Below are 21,926 nucleotides of genomic sequence, written 5' to 3' on the forward strand. Positions count from 1 at the left end.
ATTAAATCATCCGAAAAATTAAAAATTTATATTCATTTAGGGCATAATTCTTTTCTTAATTCGGTTATATCACGAACGGTTTCAATAGAACCAACAAGATTTCCCTCACGATCATAGAGTGGAGACGCTTTTACAGATACATAAGCCCCTTTTCCGCCAAAGAGATTACTTACAAATACTTCAGCAAATAAAGTTTTTCCTTCCCTTTTCACATAAGCGTATTTATCTTCCATCTCTTTTTCACTTAAAAAAATCAGATCAACTAAAATAGGCCTTTTTTCGCCATAAAAAGGCATAGAATAAGCATATTCGCCCTTACCTAAAATATCCTCTTTGAGAGTACCAGTCATTTCTTCAATAGCTTTATTCCACGCAATTACCCTTTTATTTTCATCTATTACAAATGTAGCATCCGGCAAAAATTCAATTATATCAAGAAGTTTCTGGCGTTCAATTTGCATTTCTTCCTCTGCCTTTCTCTGCTTTGTTATATCAATTGTTAAAGTTACATACACATCTTCTTTTGGCGAAAATGCCGAAACAGAGAAATATTTATCTAATGGAATGAAATGAACATCGTATTTCACGCCCCTTCCAGTGGATACTGCTTCATTAGCCTTTTTAAGATCTGTAGATACTGCTTCATAACCATAAAGATCTTTAATGCTTTTTCCAATTAAACCCTTCTTTAAGGATTTTTTCTGCCGGTAAGCAGCGATATTAGCGTAAGTTATAACTAAATCCACTACTTTTCCAGATTCATCACGTAATACTGCGTATACAGTCACTCCTTCCTGCATATACTCAAAAAACTGATAATCTAGACCTGGCAGCGGGCCATATTCTTCAGATTCAATTTTACCTTCCTCATTACTATTTAAGTTAGGTTTCCGTTTCATTTAGAATATACTCCCATTATGTACCTTTTAAGATAATTCTAACTTTTTTAAACTTCATAAACATTAAATACATATATTTCTTATGTTATTCCATGCATATAATACATACCATCTAATTAGACATACTGCAGATTCCAAATTAAAACAACTTTTTAAATTATTTAATTAATCTCGCAAAGCTATTTAAACAGCACCAGCATTACTCGTTTTCAAATACTGTAAAACCTGTTTTCAGGTTCTTTATCTCTTCCAGAGTCAATTTTCTTTTGAGTGCATCTTCATGAATTATAATACTGTGGCCAAAAGGATCTTCAACTATCACTGTGACAGTATCTTCCCCATTTTTAACTCGTTCAAGCTCTTTTAAGATATTAGAAGCATTTTCCTTAGATTGTTCATCTTCAACAAGATTCATAGCAGTAATAACGGCATCATGAAATCTAGTTAGCACACCCTCCACATTTGAGACATAACCCTGTGATCTTGGACCGGGTTCTACTTTTAAGCCAAGTTCAGGTATGCTGATTGTAGCTGATTGAGATCTGATAACCCTCGCATTCAAATTGGATTTATCCACCTTTAATTCATATCTCACTGGTTCTTTTTGCTCAAGACACATTATATCCGAATGTTTGTATCCGCAATCATGGCATTTAGCTGTTGATTCCATTATTTCCCCAAAATAGGGGATATTTTCTGTTTTTGTTATGACTATCATTGAATTTTTACATTCACAGACCGGACAATCAATTTTCATCTCATTCAAAATTATTTCTCTCCTTATCACTTAATTAATAAAAAATAGTTAAAAATATCAAAAATAGTATTAAACAATATTTAATTAAATATTTTATTGTTCTTTAATCAAATATCCCTTTTCATCTAATTCTTTTATCATTTTATTCAGGCTCTCTTCATCAGGGGCACATAATTTATGGCTGTGAATATTGTCTGAAAGATCATAAATATTTTCTAAATCATCTTTACGCTTTTTATTCCTTTCTAATGATGCAAAAAAGCGTTGTGCTTCTTTTGGATCATAAACATTGATTTTCCTGCGCAGCGGCTCTGTAAAACCATGTATAAAATAGGATATATCTTCCATCCTGCCACCATACTTTAGCACAGTATTAGTTTCATCTTCTATACTATCCACACCATGTTTTAATTTCAGAGTTTTACAGATTTGTCTTATGTGTGTGAGCATTACCTTAACTGTAGTCTCAATTTCATCATTGTAAATAACTGGAACTCCATGTTCATTGGCTTGTTCAGCCAGATAATCATTAATTATCCTGTTTTCTTTGAAATATTCCAGATGTTTGCCGCCACGTTTTATTTTCATGGCTCGCTTAACGAATCGTTCCTTATGAATCTCTTCATCAGCATTAAGTACAAAAAAATGAATATCTGCATCGTCCTGGAATTGGTCGATGTTAACAAAACCAGGTACAAGGTGCACGCCTTCAATTACAACATCATCAAAATCATCTACAGCCCTTTTTATAACTTTTTCAATAGCAGGGATAACAAATGAAGCATGTTCTTGAAACCCAGCATTTATTAAAGCAGCATTAGTTTTATACCTTTCCTTGTCTCGTATTGTTATATATGCATCGAAAGATGATTTGTGAAGCGCCGGGGCAAATTCAGGCCCAATTACTCCCCTAACTATTTCTCTTATAAAATCCGACTCGATTAAGTGCTTTATTCCCAATATCTTAGCTAACTCTGATGCTATAGTCGATTTTCCAATTCCAGAAGCACTTCCTATCAAAATAACATAGGGTTTTCTCAACCGATCATCTCCAAATCAATATAAAAAAACACAAAGAGTTTAGGATAAATATGTTAATATTATTATATTAAATATTATTATCCAATGTTGTTAAATACTTTAACGCACACCAAATATCAGCATTTAGGTAAGAAGATCGATTACACGTTCTGCACTTCTTCTCATTTCAATCCTGATTAAACCCAGATTTATGTCGATATCGGTAATAACAACCAGAATTCCTTCACCAGCATCTATCATCAAAGTTTTACCTAACTGTCCCTCAATCATAACCTGTTGTAAAGGTTCATGTTTCATCTCTTCAGCAGATCTTTCGGCTGTACCAAAAACTGCTGATGACATAGCTGCCACGAGTTCTGAATCTATATCTCCAGGAACCTCGCTTTCAATAATTAGTCCGTCTTTTCCTACTACTAAAGATCCATTTACTCCATTGATCCTGCCTAAGTCCTTAAGTACTCTTCCTATCATACTATGCCTCCAACTAAAGATAATTGGGGCCTTCGAACACATAGCCCTCGAAAACTCTGTTTTCGGGGCGTCAAAATTATAAATTTTGACAGTTTCGGGCCTTCGAAAATCTTTGATTTTCGAAAGGTTCAGAAAACCGAAGCTTGCAAAAATTAAAAATTTTTGCGCTCCAAACACGAAGTGTTTGAGAGGTTTTCTTCAACCTCCAAAATTGAAAATTTTGGGGTTCCAAAATCCTTATGATTTTGAGAACCTCCAAAAAATCCTTTGCATTTTTTGTGGTTTTAGAAAAATGCAAATATTTTTCCCCAACCTCCAAAATCTTTGATTTTGGGGTCCTCAAACGCGAAGCGTTTGGGACATCAGAAATCTTGATTTCCAAATGTTCGAAAAATCGCAGATTTTTCCTCAACCTCCACAATAGATTGAATATAGATACATAAATTATATATCTTAAAGTATATAACTTGGTTTAATATTTATTAAATAAATAGATAATGTAAACTCACACTTATTCCAACTAAATGATAATGGAGTGATTATTTGTATGACATAACTTCTGTAGAAGAATTTAAAAAGCTTAACCCTTTTATAATAGTCGGATGCGGCGGGGGTGGTGAAAAATTCGCCAATTTCGAAGGAGTAAAATCTGTTGGCTTTGTTGATGATAGTATTAAAAAACAGGGAATGCAATTTTGCGACAATGTAATATCTTCAAGTTTAACTGAACTCATTGGAAAAACAGACGCCAAAAGCATTGCAATTATGCTTCCAATCGGCGCTGAAGGGGCTGCGCTTAAATACGCTGTTCAAGCTATAGATAACGGACTAAATGTTATAACTTCATTCAGGTCATTATCACTTTCAGAGAACGCATCTCTTTTAAAATTTGCCAAATCAAAAGGTGTAGTCATAAAAGAAATTAGTTCCCGCTTAGATGTTATTAATAAAATATTTGGAACTGCACCTTCCCAATGTACCGAAGTACTTCCAAAAATTACGTATAAACCTAAAGCACCAGTTGTTTTTGTAGGTGGTACTTCTCAAGAGTGCGGTAAAAGAACAACTACAAGAATTCTTGGAAAAACAGCACAGGAAAAAGGTTTAAATGCAGCTGTAATTTCAACTGATGAAATGGGACTTGAAAGCCCAGCAGATCTTAATTTTAGAGCAGGAAGTCTTTCAGTTATGGACGTTGCTGCAGCAATCATGGGGACTATGAAATATATCGAAGAAGAAAAGAACCCCGATATTATCTTTGTGGAAGGACAATCCAGTTTAACTGAAGATGGAAACCCCCATCCAAGAGGCCTTTCAGCTGCAATACTCATAGGCTCAAGGTCTGATGCTGTTGTAGTCTGCCATAGACCTAATCATCCTTTTAGAGAACCAAGAGGAATAGACTACGAAATAAAAGCAATAGAAGCTGTAGAACCTACTAAAGTTGTTGGCATTTCTCTAAATATGAGGAACGTTAGCGACAAAAAGGATATATTAAAGTATGAGGAAAGATACAAATTGCCAGCAGTAGATATTAAAAATGGTGGGGCATCAAGATTACTGGATGTAATTATTGATTATGTAGGACTAAACTAATCACCAACCTGTAAAACCCACCTGATAAAATCAGTATAGGGGAAATAAAATGAAAGATGTCATGGATTATATAAAGAAAAATTTAGGATTAGAAGAAGAAAGCGAAGATGAAGAAGAAAAAGATACCATAATCGTTCCCGAACATTCTTTTTATGAAATAATCCTAATGAAAGCCCAGGGCATTCCAGATATAGAAGATGCTCTAAAACAGATTACTGAAGAAAAAAATCCAATTATATTGGATATGGGTTTTATAGAAAATAATCCAGAGGAATCTAAGCAGGTTGGGGAAAAATTAAAAGAATTCCGAGATAATATAGGTGGAGAAGCTATATTACTTTGTAAACAAGGCAACGTGGTAATTATAACCCCTCCTGAAATTAAACTTTTAAAAAAATAACCAGCTGAAAAATCTATGATGATAATTCATCAGATCATACATATTCATAACTGTAAAAAGGATATACATAAATTCAATTGAATTTAATATATCTAAAGTTATAATTGTAGGGGAATAAAAATGGAGTTACCAATTACCAGACCGTCTATGATCTCTTATGCAGACCAGCTAAATTTTAATGAACTTTTAGGCAAACTAAAATCAAAAGAATACAATGGATTTATAAGAGTAACTGCCGGTTCTGAGGAAGGACACATTCTTTTTAAAGAGGGCATACAAATTGCAGCGTCATATGATAACGATTCAAAGATAGATGCAATTAAAAAAATCAAATCCGCCACCGACAATAGCAGCACTTTAATTGAAGTTTTTGATCTTAGAGATTCTCAGGTTAATTACCTCATGGATATAAATAAAAAATATCTACTCAATTCTGGTTCTGAAGTTAATGATGTACTGGATGAACTTAAAAAAACAGGGCATGAAGATAAAGAAAAAATTGAAAATATTACACCTGAAAAACCTGAGGTTATTGAAACTCCCATACTTGAAGAAAAACCTGAGGTTATTGAGGCTCCTTTAACTGAAGAAAAGCCAGAAGTAACCGAAGCTACTTTACCTGAAGAAAAACCTGAAATTAGTGAATCTCCGTTACTAGAACAAAATGAATCATTTTTACCTAAAAAACCTGAAATTAATGAGGATATCAAAGTTGAGCCTGAAATTCAAGACAGTAATGAAGAAGTGAAAAATAAGCTCAAATCAATATCAGAAATGAAATCAAACCATGTTGAAGATGTTCGACGAAAAACTCAAATTAAATCAGGAAACACCGATATTTCACCTGCTAGTGCAGATATTGATGGTGAAAAAGCTGATAAAGGTGAAAATGAGGAGATGAAAGCTGCCGAAGTTGTAAATGAATCTATTGATCGAGCAGAACTCATGAAAAAGTATGGTTTAAAAGATGTAGGTGAAGAAGAAGTCGAAAACATTTTAGAATCCTATAAAGGAGGATCTCTAAGCGATGATGATGTTGAAAAAATAGAATTAACGCTTATGAATAAAATTAAAAAATCAATTCTTAGTATTCCAAAAATTAAAGGGACAGAAGTCATGGTATTTTTAGACAATACCAGTGAACTGGCCGGAACCATAAATATAATCACAGAATATGAAAGTAAAGGATTTTTATCAAGGTTCATGGGTGAATCCAAAGACCTGGATAATTTAAAAAAACAAATAATTAATATAACTCAAATAGAGATAAAGAAAAGTTTTAGAGGATATCCAGAAATTGTAAACAATTTTAAAATAAACGTGGAAGTTAGCTAGGAGGTATCGAATGACAAGAGTTATAACCGTCGCCTCAGGTAAAGGCGGAGTGGGAAAAACAACAATAACTGCAAATTTAGGAGTAGCTTTATCTACTTATGGAGAAGAAACTATAGTACTGGACGCAGATGTAGCTATGGCAAATTTAGAGCTTATCCTTGGAATGGAAGGAAAATCAATTACATTACATGATGTCCTATCCGGAGAAGCCTCTATTGAAGATGCCATATATGAAGGACCAGGCGGTGTCAAAGTCATTCCTGCAGGGATTTCACTGGAAGGACTTCGAAAAATCAGACTAGATAGACTTGAAGAAGCTCTATCTGTACTGGTTGAAAATGCAGATATACTTTTAATAGATGCTCCCGCAGGGCTTGAAAAAGATGCACTGGCAGCAATAGCATCCGCACAGGAATTAATTCTTGTTACAACTCCAGAGGTTCCTTCCATAAGTGACGCATTAAAAACAAAAATCGTTGCCAATAAACTGGGTGTAGAAATAACAGGTGTTGTTATAAACAGAGAACAACATGACAAGACATTTTTAACAGTTAACGAAATCGAAACTATCCTAGAGGTACCTGTTATTGCAGTAGTTCCTGATGATCCAGAGGTAAGCAGGGCTGCAGCATTTGGAGAACCACTTGTAGTTAAAAATCCAAAATCTCCTACAAGCAACGCAATTATGCAGTTAGGTGCAGATCTAATTGGTGAAGAGTACCATCCTATTGAACCTGATAAAAAAGGAGTTATTTCCAAACTGGTTGAAGGATTACTTGGAAGAAGAGGATAAATTTTTAATAAAAATAAGTAACTGGTAAAAATGTCAAAATTTATAGCAATTGCTTCAGGTAAAGGTGGAGTTGGAAGAACTACCTTAACATACAATTTAGGAGTAGGAATGTCCTTATTCGGCAGAAATGTTATAATGCTAGATTTAGATTTAGTAATGGCAAACTTAGATGTCATAACAGGACTTTTAAATCCAGATGTTACGTTACATGATGTTCTAGCTAAAAACAGATCAATAGATGAATGTGTTTATGAAATAGAACAGGGTATACGAGTTATTCCAACAGGAATACATTTTGAAACACTCAGACATATCAATCCAAAATATATATCATGGAATAAAATACTGGAAGAAATTGCAGACTATGGTGACATTTTCCTTATGGATATGCCTGCAGGTATTAATTCAAATATTTTTGAAGGGCTTCCAGAAAATGTAGAGATGATCATCGTTACAAACTCTACCATGACTTCTGTAGCTGATGCTCTTAAAATCAGAATACTCTCAAATGAACTGAATATCCAGATCATTGGATTTGTACTGAATATGTGGTATGATGATGGTTTTTTACTCTCCGTTAATGAGATAGAATCTATACTTGAAGTTCCAATGATTGGAATCATTCCATATGACCGTGAAGTGGAGAGATCAATGGCCCTTGGAAAATCTGTAGTCGAAATCAATCCATCATCACCTACAAGCAATGCACTCATGCAGCTTACTGCTCATTTACTTGGAGAAGAATACAAACCAATTGAACCTGATAAAGAGGGTATTCTAAGCAGACTGAAAAAGTTCATAGGCATGTTACCAGACTAATATCTTATTTTCTTAATTTTAACCTTAAATTTTCATTTTTACTATCTAAATTAAATCAAACCTTTCACTCAAAAATCTTTGATTTTTGGTGCCCCAAACGCTACGCGTTTGAGGGTTTTAGTTGAACAATTTCAATAAAATCAAATATAAGAAAACTCAAAATATAAAATGAGGACGATATTTTGCCAGTTGACGTGGTTGGACTTGGAACATGTAATATAGACTTCATTAACAAAGTTCCCAGACTTGTAGGAATCGATGATGAGGTTAATGTTGAAAAACTCGTTTTATCTGTGGGAGGTTCAGCATCCAATTTTACGGTGGGGCTTTCCAGATTAAATATAAGCACAGGAATTATAGCTAGAATTGGAAATGATTATTTCGGGCAATTATGCGCTAAAAAGTTATGTGATGAAAGAGTTAATACTCAAAGACTTCTAAATATTGATGCACCTACAGGCATGGTATTTATAGCTGTTGACCCTCCTGGAGAAAGGTCAATGTATTCATTTATGGGTGCAAATGCAGAATTTAAACTATTAAAAGAGGATATTGATTATATAAATAGTTCAAAAGTACTGCACATAACTGGAATGTATAAAGAAGTGTTTGAAGAAGCTTCAAGATATGCAAACTTTTTATCGTTAAATCCAGGAACATTACTCTCAGAATATGGAATAGATGAATTATACAAACCTATTAAACGATCTAACGTGATATTTTTAAATAAAAAAGAAGTTAAAATCTTAACTGGAGAAAACTTAAAGAATGGAACACAAGTACTTTTAGATACCGGCGCTAAAATGGTTGTTGTAACCTGCGGCAAAGAGGGTGCAAATCTCTATACTAAAGATGAAATAATCCATTCCCCTGTAAAAGAAACTGCTGCCCTTGATACAACTGGAGCCGGAGATTCATTTGCTGCAGGTTTTATAGCTGCTTATATCAAAGATAAAAAATTGAAAGAATGCCTTGATTTTGCAAATACAGTGGCATCTTCATGTGTTGGGAAAATAGGAGCTATGAATGTGTCAAGAGCATGCAATCTGGATATTTAAATAACTGTTTTAATAAAATATTAGAGTTAAGAAATGGTAAATCTCTTACAACTCAAAAAATTTAGCGGCATTATCATTTGAAACTTTTCTAATATCTTTTTCATTAAAACCTGCTAACTTAATTCTATGAACTGTTTTAGGAACAGATAAAGGATCAGAAGGTGAAGAACTCATATCACTGTCTAAATAAAACTTATTAAAGCCATATTCATCCAGTATTGAAACCGCTTCATCAGGAGTCATTTTTTTAGGTTGAACTGTAAGCCCCAGCATTGCACCCACATCAATAACATCGTTAACTATTGTACAGTCTACATGATCTATTACAACCATTTTAGGATCTATATTTTCCTCAATAATGGATGTTGTAATCCACGTTATCTCTTTTTTATTGCTTCGAGGTGTATGTACAATTGCTTTCATTTTAAGAGTTTCTGCAAGCTGCAGCTGTTCTTTGAATATATTTTTTTCAGATTCAGATGCGGTTTCAAGTCCGATTTCTCCAATTGCAACTACAGAGTCATTTTCTAAAAAGGAAGGTAACTTCTCAAGTGCCCTTTCAAAATCTTCTGAAATGCTCCTTGGATGAATTCCAAGAGCTGCATATAGTTTTAATCCGTTTTCTGCTGCCCTTTTAATATCATTATTTAAAATACGGTTCCAGTGGTCAAAAACTACGTCCGACACGCTCATCCTTAGAGGATCGTGTGCGCACGTTACTGCCGTCTCTATACCTGCCACTGCCATTTTTTCAAAGTCTTCATAGGGCCGTGTATCTGCATGCACATGTGCATCTATCATAAAATCACCTGTAAAATCATTCTTAATTATAAAATTATTCCGATAATATTAATATAATTAATGTATTATCATTAAATTTTATTTACACAACATTTAATTACATTTTGAGCCAATATAAAGTAAAATAGATCGTTATAATTTATAATAATAGATATCATTTAAATGAATATTTACAATATTCAGGCATAAAGGAGATCAATATGGACATAATTGACACTTTGAATCGTTATGAAGGCATAAAAGGAGATATAAAATTTGTTACGACTTCAAGTGTCAGGACAAAGATCATTTTAAGCTTAAATAAAGGGAATAAGGATTTGAATACACTTAAAAATGAACTGGGTTTAGAATCATCTGCGGCATTGCACTCCCTTAAAAAACTTGAAAGCCAAAATATCATTATCAAAAAGAAAAATGAATACTCTTTATCAACAATCGGTAAATTATATGCCATCAAATCAGAAAATTTATTCAAATCATTTTATACAATTAAAAAATATGAGAAAATATGGTTAAATCACTGGATAGATGGAATACCTAAAAATTTACTTAAAGAAATTAAATGCCTAAACAATTCATTTTTAGTGGAATCCACACCAATAGATATCATAAAACCCCACAGTCATTACACCAAACTGGTAAACAAAGCCAATGAAATTAAATCCATATCGCCCATTTTCTATTATCCATATATAGACCTTTATAAAAATGCATTAAAAAGGGATGCGGACGTAAAACTCATTTTATCCCCATTAATACTGGCTAAAATGACCGAAACTGCAGGTGTAGAAATTTTAAACCAGATTTTATCTTCAAAGAATTTTAAACTGTATAAAATAGAAAAAGATGTAAAAGTGGTCTTTACAGTCACCGAGAATTTTCTATCACTGGGTTTATTTTCAACTGAAGGACTGTATGATGCCACCATCAATTTAGTAAGTTATGATGTAGATGCAATCGAGTGGGGTAATAAATTATTCAGTTATTACTTGGATAAAGCTCAAAAATTCGATTTAGACAATTTAAGCAAATAACAGTACTATCATAATCATTTAAAGTCTTATTTTCATTTTAAAATGAATTATCTTTATATATTGTAGCAAACAAAAATGTAGAACACGGAGATGATTTGCAGGTGCATTTATGAATATAAATGATATTTTAAATTATTATGAAGATGTTAAAGAAGATTTTAAATTCCAAGGCATATCAAGTGTTCGAATAAAGATCATGATAAGCTTGTATGAAGGACCCAAGAAAACTAAAGATCTAAGAGAATTAACTGGAATACCCGCATCCACATTATTACATGGAATCAATGAACTTGAAAAACAAAAATTAATTTCAAGAAAAGGAGAATACTTCTTTTTATCAGAAATAGGGTTTATATCAACGCTTAAATTAGTAGATACGATTAAAACACGTAGATTATTTAAAAATACTAAGAAATTATGGCTTAATCATGATATAGAATCTATTCCTCAAAATTTACTGATGAAAATCGGAGACTTAAGCAACTCTAATCTTATTGAAGATGAACTTGATGATATGTTCCATTCACATAGAACATACCTTCAGATAGTGTCAAATTCTAAAGAAATAAAAAGTATTTCACCTATATTTTACCCAGATTACACAGAAACTTTTGCAAGACTAATCAAAGAGAATGTTGACGTTGAATTAATATTAACAGGAGAGATACTTACAAAAACAATTAATTCACTCAATTCAGAAGACCTCAATGAATTTAAAAGATTACTCTCCAAAAATAAGCTTAAAATATGGGAAATAAAAGAAGATATTAAAATTGCATTTACAGTTACAGATAGTTCCATGATATTAGGGTTGTTCTCAGCAGATGGAATATATGACCCAAATTTGATTTTAGTAAGTGATCATAACGATGCAATTACATGGGGAAATAAACTGTTTGATTACCATAAGAAAAAATCTCAAAAAATTAGCATGGAATATTTTGAACAATTCTCATGAATTTTTTACTATTTTGACATGATCTAAAAAGGTATTACCCCTATCTCCAATATTATCATCTTTTACCAGATAATACCTATTTTTATATGAGAAATATTAAAATAGTAATATTCTATTGATAATCCAGGTGTACACATGCATATAACAGATATTTTAAATTTCTATGAAGAAGTGAAAGACGATATAAAATCTCAAAGTACCTCCAGTGTCAGAACAAAGATCATGATAAGTCTAAGTGAAGGACCCAAGAAAACTAAAGATCTAAGAGAATTAACTGGAATACCCGCATCCACTATATTACATGGAATCAATGAACTTGAAAAACAAGAATTAGTTATAAAAGAAGGAGATAACTTTTTTCTATCAGAAATAGGAAAAATAATGGCTCTAAAATTAATAGATACCATTAGAGCATCTGTTTCACTTAAAAAACTCCAGAAATTATTATTCAATCATGAAATAAGAGATATTCCTCACGATTTACTCATGGATGTAGGCCATCTAAGCAACTCCCAGCTTATTGAAGCAGATAATATAGATATTTTCAAAGTGCATGGAACACATCTAGAAATTGTATTAGACTCTAAAAAGATAAGGGGCATTTCTCCAATATTTTATCCAAATTATCCTGAAACTTTTAAAAAGATTATAGAAAGCGACATTAAAGTTGAACTTATATTAACAAGCGATGTGCTGAAAAAAACCATGCAATCAACAGATAGCGGAGAAAAAGACCTAAAAAAATTAATTAAAAAAGGAAATTTAACGCTATGGACACTGGATAAAGATATTAAAGTTGCATTTACAGTTACAGATAAATTTATGACAATGGGCTTTTTTTCAGTAAATGGAATGTACGACCCTACTCGAAACCTGGTAAGTAACGACAGCGATGCGCTTTCCTGGGGTAACAGATTATTTGAATACTACTGCATGCAGGCGGATAAAGTAAATTTTGAAAAATAAAGCACATAACTCATTTATAAAAGATTAAATGTTGTCATATTGTTTTAAATAAATTTTTAATAAACCAATACTACTTTTTTACTATTTAAATTTTTAATAAAGCAGCAATTATGAAATTGGCCGCTATAATATTTTACTAGTTCTGCAACCTTAAAAATAAAGCTATTTCTAGTTATAACTTTGTTTGATGCATATAGAAACTTTTAATAATATAATAATTTAAATAATTACTGGACAGCCCATATTAAATATTACAATATTAAAATAAATGCTTAAAATGATTATTATACCAATCGTAGTGTTTTAAATGAATTAATTTTTAAAATAAGATTAAATATAGGCAATATATAAAAATAAACGGAATATTCGATTTGCATTCAAGATTATAGACAAATTAACGATCATTAAAGTAAATTCGTTCATGAATTTACAATTCAATGATATTGAAAGGAAGCGATCTTAATGCAACAAGTCGACAAAATAAAATACTGGAATGATGTACTAAATAGTTTTGTAAATACAAGCTATAAAAAAATAGAAAATTTAGTATCTTTTCTACTGAAAAGTACGTTATCTACAGCAATATTTGGCTCTTTAAGGGCATATTACCCCTTTTTGTTATTTGGGGCTGTTGTAAGCTGGAATCTACTTCTAGCCACATTTCTTGTAATTTTTGCAGTATACTGCATGAATAATTTAACGGATAAAGAAGAAGACGAAGTCAATTCACCAGAAAAGGCAAGCTTCGTTAACAATAATGAAAAAACACTCACCTTTGCCGTGGGTTCTTCCTATATTATAGCAATAATATTAGGATTTTTAGATAGTTTTTATACTGTTCTTATTTTATTAGTTCCACTTTTTGCTGGAGTTATATACAGTATCAAAGTTTCTTCTAAATTACCACGTCTAAAAGACATATTTGCAGTTAAAAATATAATCATTGCTTTAAGCTGGGCAGTGGCAACTACGTTTATTCCTGCAATCCATACACCTAATGTTTCATGGGCATTTATAATTCCCATACTCTACTTTTTCTTTGTAAAAAGTTTCGTAAATTCAGTTGTATGCGACATACGAGACATAGAAGGAGATACAGCAAACGGTATAAGAACTATCCCCGTTGGAATTGGAAAAGAAAAAACAAAAAAAATACTTTCAGCACTTACATTTTCTATTATGCCTGTAATTTCAATATTACTGTTTTACGGGCTGTCTCTTGGTTACTTTATAACAATGGCCTTTTCCATGGTTAACAGCTACTGGCATATAAATTATGTCAGCAATACAAAAGAAATCAGCAAATATATGTCCCTTCTGGTACACGGAGAATGGATTTTCGTGCTAGCACTATGCTGCATTATCACACTGGTATAAATCCATTTTTCTTCTCTTTTTATTTAATTAAATGTAGTTTAAGTAAAGAACTAAAAAAAGAAAAGTATTTAAAAATTGCTAAAAAAACTCCAAAAATAAATTATTTCTCAAAGTTATCTTTGAGAATAATATTAGACCAATTAAAGATCTTCAAATTCAATACTGTAATCCATTAAACCCTCTAAAACTTCACTGATATCTGAAATTGGAATCCTTTTTTGTTTGGTATTATCCCTATTTCTTATGGTGACCATATCATCTTCTAAAGATTCATGATCAACAGTTAGTGCAAAAGGCACCCCTATTTCATCTGAACGGGCATATCTCCGCCCAATAGTTCCTGATGAATCAAACTCTGCTATAAATCCTTCTAATCTTAAGTCATCCTCTATTTGAAGCGCCACTTTTACAAGTTCTTCTTTATTTAAAAGTGGGAAAACACTTACTTCAACTGGAGCTATGTCCCTCGGTAATTTGAAATATTCCCTGTCATTTTCTTTATCTTCTGTAAATGTATGTGAAAGTACAGAGAAAATTATACGGTCAATACCATAGGAAGGTTCTATAACATGAGGAAATATTTTTTCTCCCCTTACTGTTTCACTCACTTCCTCAAAATTAACATGTTCAGGCAATAATTGGTAGGAGTCACCACCTATCTCAAGTTTAAATGATCCTTCATTTTCAACTGCTTGTTTAATGCTTTCAGCTTCAATATTTTCAAGCGCTTTAAGTATCTTTGGTGCATCACCTTTAAAGGAAGGTCCAAATTTACCCATGTTTGGTTTTACAGCTAATTTTTTGATATGTTTAGGTTCATCGTACTCTAAAAAGACCCTTAGATCTTCTTTACTGTGCTCTGTATGAGATTTAAGGTCATAATCAGTCCTGTCTGCAATTCCAATAATCTCTACCCAGCCGTACCTTTCCGTTTTTACTTCCACATCCCAGCAGTCAATTGCATAATGCGCCATCTCAGTTGGCAAATGCTGCCTGAACCTTATAACATCCTCCGGAATTCCGATTTCTTCCAAAAACTTACTTGCAAGATATAACTGGTAAACAAGCATTTGACTTGATACTATCTTCTTTGAAAGCGCTTCTCCTGTAGACAATTCGATTGGTTCTCCTTCATTCATCTGGATTTCTGCAGAATAGAGTTTAAGTGTCTCATCTTTAATGGCATCAAATTTTTTGTGGGTCTTATCCCTAGGATCAACAAAAATCTCAGCTTCTGCCTGGGTGAATTCACGGAGCCTTATTACACCTTGTCTTGGAGATATTTCATTTCGGTAGGCCTTTCCTATTTGAACCACACCAAAGGGCAATTTACCTCTAAAGAACCTTAAAAGCCTTTTAAATGGTATAAAAATACCCTGAGCGGTTTCAGGACGCATGTATCCTGTTTTTTTACCTTTGGCACCGATCAGTGTTTGAAACATCAAATTGTAATTCCACACACGAGATAACTGACTGCCACATTTAGGGCAACCTATTTCTTCATCCGCAATCATTGCAGTGAGTTCTTCGTTGGTTAAACCTTCCACTTCTTTATCCATAACCTCTTCAATTATGTGATCTGCCCTGTAAACTTCTAAACATTCTTTACATTCAGTCATTGGATCAGTGAAATTGTCAACATGTCCTGAAGCTTTAAGAGCTTCCTCTGGCATTACAGTAGGAGACTCTATTTCATAAAAACCTTCCCTTACGATGTAATATTCTCTCCACTTGTTGATAATCGAATTTTTTAGTATAGCGCCAAGAGGGCCGTAATCATAAAATCCTGCAACACCTGCATATATTTCAAATGAAGACCACAGGAAACCTCTCTTCTTTGCAATGTTCATTACTTTATCATGTTTCATAGTATCATCTCGTCTAGCTTTAAAAACTATAAGTAGCATAAATCATCCAAAAACCTCTGTTTGAAACCAAAATTCGATTCTGAACGATTAAAAATATTGAAAAAAAATTTAATAAGAATCTAAATATTAAATTATAATCTCCATTACTCTTTTTTAAGAGCTATTTTTTTAATTAAATCTTTATCATATTTAATTCTACTTGATTCTGGGCGTTTTTGACCCATATATTTACTATCTCTTTCTGGATGTCCATACGGCTTTTCTGATGGAGAGGTCATAGTCTCAAAAACTATTTGACAAACTCTCTGCCCTGTATATAGTGCTACAGGCATTTTACCAATATTTGAAATTTCCAGTGTGATCCTTCCATGAAATCCAGGGTCTATATAACCTGCTGTGACGTGCATGGTTACACCAAGTCTTCCCATGGAAGATCTGCCTTCAACCCTTGCAACGATATCGTCGGGTAACTTTATGGTTTCATAAGTTGTAGCAAGGGCAAATTCACCAGGATGAATTATAAAAGGTTCTCCCTCATCTATATAAAACGATTCCATATAAGAATCAATGTCTGATTCATCCATTGGATCTATACATGGTTTTCTAATTATCTTGAAACCTTTAAACTCATTTCCTATCCTCAAATCTACTGATGATGGTTGTATTTGTATATTCGGACTATCAAGTGGATCTATACCAATTTTTCCTGCATCAAGGTATTCTTTAATATGTTTATCGCTTAAAATAGCCATGTTTACCCTCTTAAATATTAATTTATTATTTTTAACAGTTGATAATTGCAATCTGCATATAAAATTTATCAAAGGAGATTAAACAACTTAATATTTAAATATATGTGTTTATCTCCACGGCCATTTAATTTATTATCGTTAATTAATGGTAATAGTTGTATTTGTATACCTATATTATAAAGAGATCTACAACTATACACAATATAATTATCTCTTTAAATAACCGCGCTTGTCTTCTTGCGCATCTATTTTATTTTGCTTAACTTCTATTTCTGATATATCATCCAGTATATTTTTAATCCCGCAGCTGTTTCCAACCCCAACCACAAGGATATTTGTGTCGTCAGGAGAATTATAAATTAATTCCTGCACCAGTTCAAATGCCTCAAGTGAAGCATCTGCAATCTTCTGGTTCATGTTGCTTATAGCCTCTTCAGGACTCATTTTCACAATGACAGCATCAAGTTCAATGTTTCTTTTAACAATTTCTTCTTCAATAGCCCATTTATCTACTCCAGGACCGCCAATTACAACTCCAATACCTCTTGCCACTTTCCCTGTCTCTTCACCCTCAAGTTTGACTGCTGCATCTACTGTTATTACTTTATCTATATTTTCTTTCGCAAGTATAGACCTGACAACTTTTCCAACCCTTCCAACTCTTGCTCCAGGACCTTTTGCACGAGCTATAATCAGATCACGTTCTTCCATCTTCTTTTTAGCAATGAACATATCTTCGATCTCAGTTATGTACTCATTTTTATAGTCTTTCATAAGCAGACCTGCAACTATAGGACCTGCACCATCTCCTATGGGTTTTCCTTCAGAAAATGTTTTTGCACCTTCAAATTGGGCTTTTACAACCCTCATAATCAGAGGAATACTCATTTGAAGCATCAGTAATATCTGTAAGTTTCCTTTTCTTCCAAGCTCTAAATTGTGTCTTACCTGTTTTGCAACATCGTTAATAGCGAGTGTGGCCTTTAAAGTCATCACAATGTTTGCTTTGGTTTCCACGTCGGCTAAAGGGGCCACTTCATTTATCATCTGTTTAAATCTGTCTTCACTTAGATCCAGGATTTTCTCAAACTTTCTTACGAGTCCGTTAGGGTCAAGATCTACAGGAGGAACTACAAAGAATTCCATAAAACCTTCAATTTTAGCTGAAGGGTCAAGAATAGGCTTTCCTTTTTCTTTAGATATTTCAATAAGAAAATCCTCCAATTCCCGAACCATGTTCTCTAATTCAAGTGCAGCCTTGTTAACACTGGATAATGCCCTTACCCTTACAATCCATGGAATTAGAAAAATGAGTAAAACTATTACCAGTATCCCCATAATATCAAATGGACTCAATCCAAATAATGCCATTTCCTTCCCCCACATTATTCTTTTAATTTCAGCCCTATTCTCCTTAAAGTTCCTATTAAAGTATGTGCTTCCCTTCCAGAGATGAATGCTCTCCCTATAATATTTTTAAAAACTGTAGATGCCTTTTTCATTTTATGTTCAGGGTAACCAGTGTATTTAATTAATTCATCCATTTCCTCAATTAAAAGTTCTTTTTCAGATTTTAAAGCTACTTCCAGTTCTTCTCGAGGATAATTCTTTTCTCTTTTAAATAATTCGTACAGTACAATTGCTGCAGCATGGGAAATATTCAATACAGGATATTCATCGTTTGTAGGAATGGTTACAACCACATCACAGAGGGCTATCTCTTCATTATAGAGACCGTTACCTTCTCTCCCAAATACTATAGCAATATTTCCAGTTATATTTAATGATTCTGCAAACTGCTCAGGTGTGACCGCAATTCTAGAAACATTGTAACTCCCACCGGCCATACGTGTCGTGCCGACTGTAAAATCTATTTTTTCAGCTTCGATGAATTCTTCAAGGGAACCGTACTCTTTATGGTTCCATATAATTTCTTTTGCATGCATTGCCTGGTAATAAGCTTCATTTTTTAATTCACATGGATTAATAAGCACTAAATCGTTGAATGCAAAATTTTTCATTGTCCTTGCAAGGAAACCTATGTTTCCTGGAGATTCTGGTTCAACAAAAACTACATAAATCATATTTTTATACTCTCTAAAATTAATAGAAAGGCTTATTTTTCATAAGCCATTTCAAGAAGTTTTAAAATGTTTAATACAGGGATATCAATGCCTTCTTTTTTGAGTTCAGTTCCTATATGGATCTGGCAGAATGGGCAGATGGTAACAACGGCGTCCACACCAAGTTTTTTAATCATTTCTGCCTTTTCCTTACCTAACTCTGATGCAATTTCAGGTTTTCCGGCACGCACTCCACCACCAGCACCGCAGCACTGGTTTGGTTTTTCCATTTCAACTAATTCAAGCCCCTTAATTTTCTTTAAAATTTCACGGGGTTCTTTGTTGATTCCCTGGACTCTATTAAGATGGCATGGGTCATGGTAAGTTACCTTCATATTTAAAGGCTTCATATCTTCAGTATTTAAGTTATCAATCAGGAATTCGCTGATATCAACCACGTTGAAGTTAACACCCAATTTAGGGTAATCTTTCTTTAAAGTTGCCCCGCACCCTGCACATACAGTTATTATTGTGTCATAATCTTTGAAAACTTCTTTATTTTTTTGAGCCAGTTCTTTTACGATGTCAGTCTGCCCCGTTCTAATCATTGGAGAACCGCAGCACACCTGGTCTTCAGGCACTACAATGTCAATATTATGGTTCTCTAAAACTTTAAGCAGTGCAAAACCTACTTCCTGCTGCCTGTAATCTACAAGGCAGCCTGTAAAGAAAGCTATATTTGATTTCTCTTTATTTTCACCAGAAACTGCTTTAATAAATCCTTCATCTAAAAGTTCTACAGACCTTCCAGTACGTGCAATTAAGTCCTTCACTTCTTTATGCGCTGGAAGCGGGCCGACACCTTCACGGCATGCGATTTCCCTTAATTTCTCAATTGCCCCACCTATTGTGCTTATTTCCTTCGGACATACTTCTGCACATTTTCCACAGGTGGTACAGCAGTAAAGGCCTTCATCAAGCCCGAGTTTAGCACGTTCTTCATTATTACGGGGGTCAAGGGCAAATTTTGAAATTTCACGCATGAAATAAGGACCTGCATATTCAGCAGATGTTTTGTTTACAACAGGACATACAGATAGACATGAGAAACATTCTATACATCCCCTTAATTTCTTTGAGTCTTCATATTGTTCTGGTTTTAAGATTTCAAGACACATTTCGCTGTCTTGAGGTACTTCATCTCCCCTTAAAGAGAGTTTCATCTTTTTGATCTTGTTTTCAATTTCGCTTCGATCTACAACCAGGTCCTTTAAAACGTCAAAATCAAGGGGGCCAATAACTGCGTTATCCTCTATTTCAGCTTTACATGCCAGTTTAACTTCGCCGTTTACCTTTAAAGCGCATGATCCACACTGTCCAGCCCTGCATGAACACCTGTAAGCTATACCTGCACCATATTTCTGGTTGATATAGTTTAAAGCATCGAGGACTTTCATTTTTTCCGTTTCCTCAACTTCATAGGTTTCATAGTGTGGCTTTTTGTCTTTAGCTGGATCATATCTTAAAACTTTAATTGCTATCATTTCTATCTCCGGATTTTCTTTAAAAAGTGGTTTAAAAAAATTTTTAAGTTAAATTAAGTGATTTAATTAGATATTTAAAAATGTAGTTGAATTTATACTATATTCAGTTTATATGATCTTATATTTAATCTTTATAATTAAGTCATGATCTAAAGATAAATTAAGACATTATAAGCCTGTTTTCCAAAAATAACAGTATTTTACCTCATTTTATGAACATGTAGAACATATATAACTTTATTTTTAAAATTCAACTTAAATATAAAATTTCTTTTCAAACTAGTTTAAGAAGATTATAAAATAATTCTAATAATTTAAGTACTGACTGATAAAGTCCATGTAAATCAAAACAATATTATGTCTATAAAAAAAGATGTTTGATATGCAGTCATAATTAAAAGTTATCAAATAGAATAATCATTTTTTTTGGGGCTTTTAGCGTTTAATAAAACCATCATTATACCTAAAAGGCATATTAACCATCACACTAAGAATAAAAAGTTGACCACTTGAAACAGTGCTACATTGAACCTTCTCATAACATTATTTATAATTAATGAATTCTATTGTTGGATTTTTCTTTATGAAATCGATCAAATGAGGTTCTTTAACGATTCCACTAATGGAGCGAGAGAATCAGTTTGATAGCATATTCACCATATTTTTTAAATTCATTATATATTACGTGCATTCACTTCACGAACATAAAGCCGCTGAAGTGGCTTGAAATTATTTAATTTTAGACATTTTTTTTAGTAGTAATGCTTATGGAAATGAACAACATAAAGTAATGATAGCCTTCATTTTAGTATTTAATTTATAGTAATAACTGATTGTGCTTGGATTAGAAAAAAAGATAATAAGGAGTAAAAAAAAAATGGTTTCTGAAATTTTTTATCAAAAATTAATTGATATATCCCGAGTAATGGAAGAGAAAGGTAATGGGATTAGCTATATTCATAATGAAGATGATTGTTATACAATTGGAACAAGGAAATACAGTGAAGAAATAGATGAATACCTGAATAAAACAGTTGAACTATGGGAAGGTAGTGTACCAAACTTTAAAAAATCGAAAAAAGGCAAATCAAATGGAAAAAAGCCAAGTAGAGTTGTATATATCTGGAAAATTTTCCTAACAGAAGCTAAATGACCAGTACATAAAAAAAATATTTTTTAAACTAATATCTTGTAAATAGTCTATAGCATTTTCGAATAATGTATACTAATTGAATTCTATTTGTTTCAAGTAAAGAAGGTACAGGTTATTTCAGTTTAGTAAATTGAATTGATTGTATGTAAACATAAATTATTATAACCCATTACAGAATTTTAGAATCGCTCATGTTCACAAAATCCCTCAAAATCCTCAAAAATCTAGATTTTTGGGCCCT

Annotated in this window: 21 protein-coding genes; 11 read left to right on the forward strand and 10 right to left on the reverse strand. The window is 32.8% G+C overall.

Going from position 1 to position 21,926, the window contains the following annotated elements:
- Positions 1-32: 32 nt before the first annotated feature.
- From ASJ80_RS14130 to ASJ80_RS14145, 4 genes are all read right to left on the reverse strand, one after another.
- Positions 33-899 carry a PAS domain-containing protein gene (locus ASJ80_RS14130; protein ID WP_069582986.1) on the reverse strand — a complete coding sequence of 289 codons (867 nt, stop codon included), beginning with the start codon at positions 897-899 and terminating at the stop codon, positions 33-35.
- A 199-nt stretch (positions 900-1,098) separates the two neighbouring features.
- Positions 1,099-1,656 (reverse strand): ZPR1 zinc finger domain-containing protein, encoded by a 558-nt coding sequence (locus tag ASJ80_RS14135; RefSeq protein ID WP_069583012.1) that lies wholly within the window; start codon positions 1,654-1,656, stop codon positions 1,099-1,101.
- A gap of 93 nt (positions 1,657-1,749) precedes the next feature.
- The gene (locus tag ASJ80_RS14140) at positions 1,750-2,697 is read right to left on the reverse strand and encodes a 3H domain-containing protein (RefSeq protein ID WP_069582987.1); all 948 of its coding nucleotides are present in this window, start codon (positions 2,695-2,697) and stop codon (positions 1,750-1,752) included.
- A 123-nt stretch (positions 2,698-2,820) separates the two neighbouring features.
- Positions 2,821-3,168: a roadblock/LC7 domain-containing protein gene (locus tag ASJ80_RS14145; protein WP_048080111.1), complete on the reverse strand. Its 348-nt coding sequence runs from the start codon at positions 3,166-3,168 to the stop codon at positions 2,821-2,823.
- Positions 3,169-3,711: 543 nt separating this feature from the next.
- Between ASJ80_RS14145 and ASJ80_RS14155 the strand changes: the two genes are divergently transcribed.
- The 6 genes from ASJ80_RS14155 to ASJ80_RS14180 all read left to right on the forward strand — a co-directional run bounded on the left by ASJ80_RS14155 (position 3,712) and on the right by ASJ80_RS14180 (position 9,169).
- Entirely contained in the window at positions 3,712-4,764 is a 1,053-nt protein-coding gene (locus ASJ80_RS14155; protein ID WP_069582989.1) for a DUF1611 domain-containing protein, read from the forward strand.
- Positions 4,765-4,813: 49 nt separating this feature from the next.
- On the forward strand, positions 4,814-5,164 hold the full coding sequence (gene sepF, locus ASJ80_RS14160; RefSeq protein ID WP_069582990.1) for a cell division protein SepF: 351 nt from the start codon (positions 4,814-4,816) through the stop codon (positions 5,162-5,164).
- 120 nt (positions 5,165-5,284) lie between these two features.
- Positions 5,285-6,499 (forward strand): DUF2226 domain-containing protein, encoded by a 1,215-nt coding sequence (locus ASJ80_RS14165; protein WP_069582991.1) that lies wholly within the window; start codon positions 5,285-5,287, stop codon positions 6,497-6,499.
- Positions 6,500-6,509: 10 nt separating this feature from the next.
- Positions 6,510-7,292: a septum site-determining protein MinD gene (gene minD / locus ASJ80_RS14170; protein WP_069582992.1), complete on the forward strand. Its 783-nt coding sequence runs from the start codon at positions 6,510-6,512 to the stop codon at positions 7,290-7,292.
- 30 nt (positions 7,293-7,322) lie between these two features.
- Positions 7,323-8,111 (forward strand): cell division ATPase MinD, encoded by a 789-nt coding sequence (gene minD / locus ASJ80_RS14175; protein WP_069582993.1) that lies wholly within the window; start codon positions 7,323-7,325, stop codon positions 8,109-8,111.
- A gap of 182 nt (positions 8,112-8,293) precedes the next feature.
- Complete coding sequence (locus ASJ80_RS14180; protein WP_245837591.1) at positions 8,294-9,169, forward strand: carbohydrate kinase family protein; 876 nt, start codon at positions 8,294-8,296, stop codon at positions 9,167-9,169.
- A gap of 45 nt (positions 9,170-9,214) precedes the next feature.
- On the opposite strand, the gene ASJ80_RS14185 is transcribed toward ASJ80_RS14180, so the two are convergent.
- Complete coding sequence (locus tag ASJ80_RS14185; RefSeq protein WP_069582995.1) at positions 9,215-9,970, reverse strand: TatD family hydrolase; 756 nt, start codon at positions 9,968-9,970, stop codon at positions 9,215-9,217.
- 200 nt (positions 9,971-10,170) lie between these two features.
- Between ASJ80_RS14185 and ASJ80_RS14190 the strand changes: the two genes are divergently transcribed.
- The 4 genes from ASJ80_RS14190 to ASJ80_RS14205 all read left to right on the forward strand — a co-directional run bounded on the left by ASJ80_RS14190 (position 10,171) and on the right by ASJ80_RS14205 (position 14,305).
- Entirely contained in the window at positions 10,171-11,004 is an 834-nt protein-coding gene (locus ASJ80_RS14190) for a helix-turn-helix transcriptional regulator (RefSeq protein WP_083240877.1), read from the forward strand.
- 109 nt (positions 11,005-11,113) lie between these two features.
- Entirely contained in the window at positions 11,114-11,962 is an 849-nt protein-coding gene (locus ASJ80_RS14195) for a helix-turn-helix transcriptional regulator (RefSeq protein WP_069582996.1), read from the forward strand.
- 135 nt (positions 11,963-12,097) lie between these two features.
- Entirely contained in the window at positions 12,098-12,928 is an 831-nt protein-coding gene (locus tag ASJ80_RS14200) for a helix-turn-helix transcriptional regulator (RefSeq protein WP_069582997.1), read from the forward strand.
- A gap of 462 nt (positions 12,929-13,390) precedes the next feature.
- Positions 13,391-14,305, forward strand: a complete 915-nt coding sequence (locus ASJ80_RS14205) for a UbiA family prenyltransferase (RefSeq protein WP_083240878.1) — start codon at positions 13,391-13,393, stop codon at positions 14,303-14,305.
- A gap of 140 nt (positions 14,306-14,445) precedes the next feature.
- On the opposite strand, the gene glyS is transcribed toward ASJ80_RS14205, so the two are convergent.
- The 5 genes from glyS to tfrB all read right to left on the reverse strand — a co-directional run bounded on the left by glyS (position 14,446) and on the right by tfrB (position 20,532).
- Positions 14,446-16,173, reverse strand: a complete 1,728-nt coding sequence (gene glyS / locus ASJ80_RS14210; protein WP_069582998.1) for a glycine--tRNA ligase — start codon at positions 16,171-16,173, stop codon at positions 14,446-14,448.
- 143 nt (positions 16,174-16,316) lie between these two features.
- A complete protein-coding gene (gene dcd / locus ASJ80_RS14215) occupies positions 16,317-16,925 on the reverse strand; it encodes a dCTP deaminase (protein ID WP_069582999.1) in 609 nt (202 codons plus the stop codon).
- 207 nt (positions 16,926-17,132) lie between these two features.
- Positions 17,133-18,296, reverse strand: coding sequence for a DUF1512 family protein (locus ASJ80_RS14220; protein WP_069583015.1), 1,164 nt, complete (start codon positions 18,294-18,296; stop codon positions 17,133-17,135).
- A gap of 14 nt (positions 18,297-18,310) precedes the next feature.
- Complete coding sequence (locus ASJ80_RS14225) at positions 18,311-19,009, reverse strand: RNA methyltransferase (protein ID WP_069583000.1); 699 nt, start codon at positions 19,007-19,009, stop codon at positions 18,311-18,313.
- Between the two features lie 32 nt (positions 19,010-19,041).
- A complete protein-coding gene (gene tfrB / locus ASJ80_RS14230; RefSeq protein WP_069583001.1) occupies positions 19,042-20,532 on the reverse strand; it encodes a fumarate reductase (CoM/CoB) subunit TfrB in 1,491 nt (496 codons plus the stop codon).
- 877 nt (positions 20,533-21,409) lie between these two features.
- Between tfrB and ASJ80_RS14235 the strand changes: the two genes are divergently transcribed.
- Positions 21,410-21,685, forward strand: coding sequence for a hypothetical protein (locus tag ASJ80_RS14235; protein ID WP_069583016.1), 276 nt, complete (start codon positions 21,410-21,412; stop codon positions 21,683-21,685).
- Positions 21,686-21,926 lie beyond the last annotated feature (241 nt).

The sequence above is a fragment of the Methanobacterium bryantii genome, assembly GCF_002287175.1.
In the GTDB taxonomy this organism is placed as follows: Archaea; Methanobacteriota; Methanobacteria; order Methanobacteriales; family Methanobacteriaceae; genus Methanobacterium_D; species Methanobacterium_D bryantii.

Coding starts and splice junctions, on each gene's coding strand:
- ASJ80_RS14130 (WP_069582986.1), bottom strand. CDS start 899: ATGAAACGGAAACCTAACTTAAATAGTAATGAGGAAGGTAAAATTGAA.
- ASJ80_RS14135 (WP_069583012.1), bottom strand. CDS start 1,656: ATGAAAATTGATTGTCCGGTCTGTGAATGTAAAAATTCAATGATAGTC.
- ASJ80_RS14145 (WP_048080111.1), bottom strand. CDS start 3,168: ATGATAGGAAGAGTACTTAAGGACTTAGGCAGGATCAATGGAGTAAAT.
- sepF (WP_069582990.1), top strand. CDS start 4,814: ATGAAAGATGTCATGGATTATATAAAGAAAAATTTAGGATTAGAAGAA.
- ASJ80_RS14165 (WP_069582991.1), top strand. CDS start 5,285: ATGGAGTTACCAATTACCAGACCGTCTATGATCTCTTATGCAGACCAG.
- minD (WP_069582992.1), top strand. CDS start 6,510: ATGACAAGAGTTATAACCGTCGCCTCAGGTAAAGGCGGAGTGGGAAAA.
- minD (WP_069582993.1), top strand. CDS start 7,323: ATGTCAAAATTTATAGCAATTGCTTCAGGTAAAGGTGGAGTTGGAAGA.
- ASJ80_RS14185 (WP_069582995.1), bottom strand. CDS start 9,970: ATGATAGATGCACATGTGCATGCAGATACACGGCCCTATGAAGACTTT.
- ASJ80_RS14190 (WP_083240877.1), top strand. CDS start 10,171: ATGGACATAATTGACACTTTGAATCGTTATGAAGGCATAAAAGGAGAT.
- ASJ80_RS14195 (WP_069582996.1), top strand. CDS start 11,114: ATGAATATAAATGATATTTTAAATTATTATGAAGATGTTAAAGAAGAT.
- ASJ80_RS14200 (WP_069582997.1), top strand. CDS start 12,098: ATGCATATAACAGATATTTTAAATTTCTATGAAGAAGTGAAAGACGAT.
- ASJ80_RS14205 (WP_083240878.1), top strand. CDS start 13,391: ATGCAACAAGTCGACAAAATAAAATACTGGAATGATGTACTAAATAGT.
- glyS (WP_069582998.1), bottom strand. CDS start 16,173: ATGAAACATGATAAAGTAATGAACATTGCAAAGAAGAGAGGTTTCCTG.
- dcd (WP_069582999.1), bottom strand. CDS start 16,925: ATGGCTATTTTAAGCGATAAACATATTAAAGAATACCTTGATGCAGGA.
- ASJ80_RS14220 (WP_069583015.1), bottom strand. CDS start 18,296: ATGGCATTATTTGGATTGAGTCCATTTGATATTATGGGGATACTGGTA.
- ASJ80_RS14225 (WP_069583000.1), bottom strand. CDS start 19,009: ATGATTTATGTAGTTTTTGTTGAACCAGAATCTCCAGGAAACATAGGT.
- tfrB (WP_069583001.1), bottom strand. CDS start 20,532: ATGATAGCAATTAAAGTTTTAAGATATGATCCAGCTAAAGACAAAAAG.
- ASJ80_RS14235 (WP_069583016.1), top strand. CDS start 21,410: ATGGTTTCTGAAATTTTTTATCAAAAATTAATTGATATATCCCGAGTA.